The organism is Fictibacillus arsenicus, from assembly GCF_001999465.1.
Taxonomy (GTDB): Bacteria; Bacillota; Bacilli; order Bacillales; family Fictibacillaceae; genus Fictibacillus; species Fictibacillus arsenicus.
Genome location: NZ_MQMF01000076.1, coordinates 1 through 701, shown reverse-complemented (window position 1 = coordinate 701; position 701 = coordinate 1). Strand labels below are relative to the sequence as shown.

Here is a 701-nt window from a genome sequence, read left to right as displayed (position 1 = left end):
CGACGCCGCCGGTCGCGTCGGTCACCTGCAGCGCGTGCTCGCGACCGTCCCACAGGTCCGTGGACTCGAGCAGCTGGGCGAGGCGCTCGCGCAGCGCGTCCATGGGCACGCGCCAGTCCACGTCCAGCTCCACGACGCCGGAGACCTCGGAGCCCACCCGCGTCCAGTTCTCGAACGGCTGGGTGGTGAAGTGCGAGGACGGGTAGACCATGCGGCGACCGTCCCAGAGCTTGAGCACCACGTTGAACAGGGTGATCTCCTCGACGGTGCCGAACACGCCCTCCATGTCCACCACGTCGCCCACCCGGATCGCGTCCGTGAAGGCGAGCTGGAAGCCGGCGAACACGTTGGTCAGCGTGGACTGCACGGCCAGGCCGGCGATCACCGAGATCACACCGGCGGAGGCGAGCAGGCCGGCCCCGAGCGAGCGCACCTCGGGCACCCCCAGCAGGACCACGGCGACGGCCACCACCACGATCACCGCGTTGAGGATGCGCCGGATCAGGATGGTCTGCGTGCGGATGCGTCGCTCGCGGCGGTGCTCGACGCCGGTCTCCTGGTAGCGGCCGAGGATCCCCGCCTCGATCACGCCGACCAGGCGCCACGCGGCCCACGCGCCCGCGGCGGCCACGGCGATGAGCATCAGGAACGACGCCGGCCGGTACCAGGTCTGCTCCTCGGCCATGACCCCGAGCCAGATC

The 701-nt window shown here is 71.3% G+C and carries 1 protein-coding gene; it reads right to left on the bottom strand.

The features are described 5' to 3' along the window. On the bottom strand, positions 1-701 hold a 701-nt coding region (locus UN64_RS21895; protein WP_139343258.1), incomplete at both ends, for a mechanosensitive ion channel family protein.